Source organism: Streptomyces fuscigenes, from assembly GCF_021556455.1.
Classification (GTDB): Bacteria; Actinomycetota; Actinomycetes; order Streptomycetales; family Streptomycetaceae; genus Streptomyces; species Streptomyces fuscigenes.
In genome coordinates, this window is sequence record NZ_JAKGCV010000374.1 from 1 (window position 1) to 5,461 (window position 5,461).

Below are 5,461 nucleotides of genomic sequence, written 5' to 3' on the forward strand. Positions count from 1 at the left end.
CGGCCGGCCGCGGCGCGCGGACCGGGCACGGGCACCGGGCGGTACGGCGAGAGCAGGGGACACGGCACGTGGCAGCGGCAGGACGGCGGACGGGAGCGGAGCGGACGGCCGGGCGGACCCCGGTACCGCCCGAGGCGGGCGCGGGCGGGTCACGGCGGCCCGTCCCGGAGCCGGCCGGCTCCCGCGCCGAGGCGGTGGGCCGGGCCCGGCGCGTCGTCGTCAAGGTCGGCTCGTCCTCGCTGACCACCGCGGCCGGCGGCCTCGACGCCGACCGGGTCGACGCCCTGGTCGACGTCCTGGCCTCGGCGCGCGACAGCGAACGCGAGATCGTCCTCGTCTCCAGCGGCGCCATCGCCGCCGGCCTCGCCCCGCTCGGCCTGGAGCGCCGACCGCGCGACCTGGCCCGCCAGCAGGCCGCGGCGAGCGTCGGCCAGGGCCTGCTCATCGCCCGTTACACCGCCTCCTTCGCGCGCTACGGCGTGCGCGTCGGGCAGGTGCTCATGACGTCGTACGACACGAGCAGGCGCACCCACTACCGCAACGCCTACCGCACCCTGGAGCAGTTGCTGCGGATGGGCGCCCTGCCCGTCGTCAACGAGAACGACACCGTCGCCACGGACGAGATCCGCTTCGGCGACAACGACCGGCTGGCCGCGCTCGTGGCCCACCTCGTCCGCGCCGACCTGCTGGTGCTGCTCTCCGACGTGGACGGGCTCTACGACGGCGACCCCGCGCTGCCCGGCACGTCCCGCCTCGGCGAGGTGACCGGCCCGCAGGACCTCGACGGGGTCACGATCGGCAGCGCCGGCAGGGCGGGCGTCGGCACCGGCGGCATGGTCACCAAGGTGGAGGCCGCGCGCATCGCCACGGGCGCCGGCGTGCCCGTCGTGCTGACCTCCGCGAGCCGCGCGGCCGACGCCCTGGCGGGCCGCGACACCGGCACGTACTTCCACCCCACCGGCCGCCGCTCCCGCGGCCGGCTGCTGTGGCTCGCGCACGCCTCCGCGCCGCGCGGGGCCCTGACCCTGGACGACGGCGCGGTGCGGGCCGTCGTCGAGCGGCACACCTCGCTGCTCGCCGCCGGGATCTCCGCCGTGGAGGGCGAGTTCGCCGCGGGCGACCCGGTGGAGCTCCGGGACACCGGCGGCAGCCCCGTCGCCAGGGGCCTCGTCAACTTCGACGCGAAGGAACTGCCGCAGCTGCTCGGCCGCTCCACCCGCGACCTCGCCCGCGAGCTGGGTCCGGCATACGAGCGGGAGGTCGTACACAAGGACGATCTGGTGGTCCTCGGACCCTGACGCCGGCCCCCTATGGGCTGAGAATCAGGCCGTTCGGCTTCCGGCGCGGCGCAGGTTCGGCAAAACGGCCCCACGAGCCGCCCGGGACTGGTCAACTCATTCATGGAGTCACGGACGGGGCAGCAGCGCAACTGATCAACAGGAGGCGGCCGGTGAGACGAGTGCGTCCAGGCACGGCGATCCGCGCGGGCGGATCCGGTGCGCACGCCCGGCGGGCCGCGGGCGCGGACTCGGTGCTCACGAGCGTCGACGCGGGCGGCGACTTCGACGGCCTCGACGCGTACGACGGCGACGACGGCCCGCGCGGCGCGGGCGAGCGGCCCGCCGGCGCGCCGGAGGGCGACGACCGGCCCGCCTCCCGCCTGTGGCACGTCACCCTCAGCGTCTCCGGCGACGAGGCGCCCGTCGCGGACGTGCGGCGCGCCCTCGAACAGCTCGCCCACGACCACCCGTTCCTGCTCACCAGCCGCTACGCGGCCGACCACGCCGAGATCAGGTACTGGGAGGAGGCGCGGGACCTGCACGACGCGGCGGCCGTCGCCCTCCGGCTGTGGGGCGAGCACCGCTCCAGCGCGCGGCTCCCGCCCTGGGAGATCGTCGGCCTGGAGGTCATCGACCGGGAGACCTACCACCAGCGCGTGGCGGAGGGCTACGGCCCGCCGCCCGCGGCGCGGGTGGGCATCCACCCGTTCTGAGCAGTCGCCGTGCGCCGCCCCGGCGGTGTCTCGGAGTGCGGGATACGGGAGGAACGCCCGGGCCCGTCCCATTACCCTGCGGGGCATGACCTCGCTCTCGCCGTACGACAACCTCTCCCCGGTCGCCCGGGCCGCCTACCGGTCGAAGGCGGCCGCGGCGGACCTCGCGCCCCTGCCGCGCGCGGCCAAGGACGACGCGCTGCTCGCGATCGCCGACGCGCTGGAGGTGCGTACGCACGAGATCGTCTCGGCCAACGCGGAGGACGTCGAGCGGGCGGCGGCGGCCGGTACCGAGGCCGCCATGATCGACCGGCTGACCCTCACGCCCGAGCGGGTGCGCGCCATGGCCCACGGCGTGCGGGACGTGGCCGCACTGCCCGACCCGGTCGGCGAGGTCGTGCGCGGTTCGACCCTGCCCAACGGCATCGACCTGCGGCAGGTCCGGGTGCCGCTCGGCGTGGTCGGCATCATCTACGAGGCCCGCCCCAACGTCACCGCCGACGCGGCGGCGCTGTGCCTGAAGTCGGGCAACGCGGCGCTGCTGCGCGGCTCGTCGTCCGCGATCGCGTCCAACACGGCGCTCGTACGGGTGCTGCGCGACGCGGTGGGCGGCGCGGGGCTGCCCGCCGACGCGGTGCAGTTGGTGCCGGGGGAGGACCGGGACTCCGTCCGCGAGCTGATGCGGGCGCGCGGCCTGGTGGACGTGCTCATCCCGCGGGGCGGGGCGTCGCTGATCCGCACGGTCGTCGAGCAGTCCACCGTGCCGGTCATCGAGACGGGCACCGGCAACTGCCACGTGTACGTGGACGCCGAGACCGACCTGGACATGGCGGTCTCGATCCTCGTCAACTCCAAGGCGTCCCGGCCGAGCGTGTGCAACGCGGCGGAGACGCTCCTCGTGCACCAGGACGTCGCGGACGCCTTCCTGCCGCGCGCCCTGGACGCGCTCGCCGAGGCGGGTGTCACCGTCCACGCCGACGAGCGGGTCCTGCCCTACGGCGAGGCGAGCAAGGCTGCCGTGGTCGCGGCCACCGCCGACGACTGGGAGACGGAGTACCTCTCGTACGACATCGCGGCGGCGGTGGTCGACTCGCTCGACGCCGCGGTCGCGCACATCAGGCTCTGGTCGTCCGGTCACACCGAGGCGATCGTCACGACCTCGCAGGCGGCAGCGCGCCGGTTCACCCAGTTGGTGGATTCGACGACGGTCGCGGTGAACGCCTCCACGCGCTTCACCGACGGCGGGGAGTTCGGCTTCGGCGCGGAGATCGGCATCTCCACCCAGAAACTGCACGCCCGGGGCCCGATGGGGCTGCCCGAGCTGACGTCGACGAAGTACATCGTCACCGGAGACGGTCACACACGGTGATGAATGCGCCTCGTCGTGTACGGCGAGTGGCACGGCTCATAGCGGTTCATCAGGGGAAGAGTGCGGACTCTCCCTGCCCAAAGCGACCCCGCCGGTTTACGCTGTAGTGGTGCCGGACGACGTGGGGGGCAGGCCGTTCAAGGACGGCCGGGAGCCCGACGACGACCGCGGAGCGAACGAGGAGTTCGCCACCGTGGTGTTCGACGAGGACTTCGTACGGGCCGCCGCCTTCCACGAACCCACGGCCGTCGAGCGGCTGCTCGCCGCCGCGCAGGCGCGCGCCGAGGCCGAGGCGGCCCGGGCCAGGGGCGGCAGGCCGGCCCCCGACGAGGAGCACGAGCTCTGGGACGAGCTGTACAGCCGCCGGCACCCCGACGAGTGCGACGACGACGCCCGTGACCCGTACGCGCCCCATCCCTACGGACCGCACGGCGGCGTGCTGCGGCCCTACCGGGGGCGGGCGCGCTGGCACCGGCCCGTCGCCTGGCTGCTGGCGGTGCTGATGGGCGTCGGCATGGTCGCGCTGGCGTTCTCCGCGGTACGGGGCGCGAGCGGCGGCGGCCGGCAGGACCAGGTGCCGCAGCCCGCGTCGACGGGCATCGACGCGCCGCGCGGGAACTCCTCGGGCGGCACGGACGCCCGCCGCCCCGACGAGGGCGACCGGGACGCGCGCGACCGCCTGGCGCCTCCGGTGTCGGCCGTTCCGCGGACCCCGTAGGGACGCTTCGCCCCGGTCCCGCCCAGGGGTGCGCACCGGCTCGGCCGGAGCGACGACGGCGAACAGCCGTGGTGCCTCGGGAAGTTGCGGGTGGCCGGACGCCGGGCGGACCGCTGCCGAGAAAGCCCGGTCCGGTCCGAGTCGGTGATCACCCATGGCCGGGTCTGTCGCAAGTTGACCGGTAGCGCGGCGTTTACCTTCGTCCGCTTCGGCCTACTCTGAAGGTATGGCTGGCCACGGAGACCCGCCCGAAGGGCCACCGGAGGAAACACCCGACGGTCAGCCTCCCGGGGGCGATGACGAGTACCGATCGGTCGTCTTCGACGAATCGTTCGTCCGCGCTGCCCGTCTTCAGGAGTTCTCCGCACGCGAGCGCATGACCGACCGCGAGCGCGCCGTGCGGGTGCGCGGCCCCCGCTCCGGCACCGTCTCGCACGGCTTCCGCAACGGGCCCCGCCAACTCCTCGCTCTCTTCGTCCTGATCGCGCTGGCCTTCGGTACGGCCGTCTACCTCGGCTTCCGCCAGCCCTACCGGCTGCAGTCCGGCGCCCGCTCCGTCGCCGAGCTGCGCACCACGGTCGTACCGCTGGTGCCCGCGGGGCCCGTGCCCGGCGGGACGCCCGCCGCCCTGCTCGCCCGCAGCCCGGCCGCCCACTTCGCCACGGGCGCCGAGGGGATCGTCTTCCCGCGCACCGTCGAGCGCACCGAGGACTTCAGCGAGGGGCAGATCCGCATGGCCCTGGCCATCGTCCGGGACTACCTCGTGGCCTCCTCGCTGAACGCGGACGTCCTCGCCGGCCGCGACCGCGAACCCGTACGGGCCCTGCTCGACGCCGACCAGATCCCGGAGTTCGACCGCACGTTCGCCGCGACGTCCGCGACCGCGGCGCGCGTCCCCGCGGGCTGGCTCGTCGCGTTCGACCCGGCCAGGGTCCGCCAGGTCGCCGGCGCCACCCGCGTCCACGGCTCGCTGGACTACCGGCAGGCGGCGGACCGGAGCCTCGAAGTGACCTCGGACCACACGTTCGTCTACGCGCTGCGCCCCGCGGGGCCGGCGGCGGCCGACGGCGCCTCGCTGTTCACCGTGCGCCGCGAGATGCGCTTCCGCTTCGACCGCGAGGATCTCGACAAGCACCTCGCCCAGGTGGTGGAGAGTCAGGTCGCGGCCGGGCCCGAGCCGTGCTCCGCCCGGGCCGGCGGGACGTTCGCGCCGCTGCTCGCCGGTTCGCGGGCCCCGTCGGGCGGCCCCGCGGGCCTGGACCCGTACGCCCCCGGACCCCTGTCGGGGCAGCTGTGCGCCGTGCTCACCACGGCTGCGCCGGGATCCGCGGCGGGCTGACGCGAGCGGGGCAGCCGCCCGGCAGGCGCGGGCGCCCGGCGT

At 75.4% G+C, this 5,461-nt stretch carries 5 protein-coding genes; all 5 read left to right on the top strand.

The annotated features are described in order from the left end of the window. Nucleotides 1-194 precede the first annotated feature (194 nt). Nucleotides 195-1,298 carry a glutamate 5-kinase gene (proB, locus tag L1885_RS22675; RefSeq protein ID WP_235799025.1) on the top strand — a complete coding sequence of 368 codons (1,104 nt, stop codon included), beginning with the start codon at nt 195-197 and terminating at the stop codon, nt 1,296-1,298. A gap of 152 nt (nt 1,299-1,450) precedes the next feature. Then, complete coding sequence (locus L1885_RS22680) at nt 1,451-1,993, top strand: DUF8830 family protein (protein ID WP_235799021.1); 543 nt, start codon at nt 1,451-1,453, stop codon at nt 1,991-1,993. A gap of 85 nt (nt 1,994-2,078) precedes the next feature. Beyond that, nucleotides 2,079-3,362 carry a glutamate-5-semialdehyde dehydrogenase gene (locus tag L1885_RS22685; RefSeq protein ID WP_235799022.1) on the top strand — a complete coding sequence of 428 codons (1,284 nt, stop codon included), beginning with the start codon at nt 2,079-2,081 and terminating at the stop codon, nt 3,360-3,362. A gap of 109 nt (nt 3,363-3,471) precedes the next feature. Continuing rightward, nucleotides 3,472-4,080, top strand: coding sequence for an SCO2584 family spore wall biosynthesis protein (locus tag L1885_RS22690; protein WP_235799023.1), 609 nt, complete (start codon nt 3,472-3,474; stop codon nt 4,078-4,080). 226 nt (nt 4,081-4,306) lie between these two features. Further along, complete coding sequence (locus L1885_RS22695) at nt 4,307-5,419, top strand: SCO2583 family membrane protein (RefSeq protein WP_235799024.1); 1,113 nt, start codon at nt 4,307-4,309, stop codon at nt 5,417-5,419. Nucleotides 5,420-5,461 lie beyond the last annotated feature (42 nt).

Excerpts from the sequence above, each read along its gene's own strand:
- L1885_RS22695 (WP_235799024.1), top strand. The coding sequence starts at position 4,307 with ATGGCTGGCCACGGAGACCCGCCCGAAGGGCCACCGGAGGAAACACCC.
- L1885_RS22685 (WP_235799022.1), top strand. The coding sequence starts at position 2,079 with ATGACCTCGCTCTCGCCGTACGACAACCTCTCCCCGGTCGCCCGGGCC.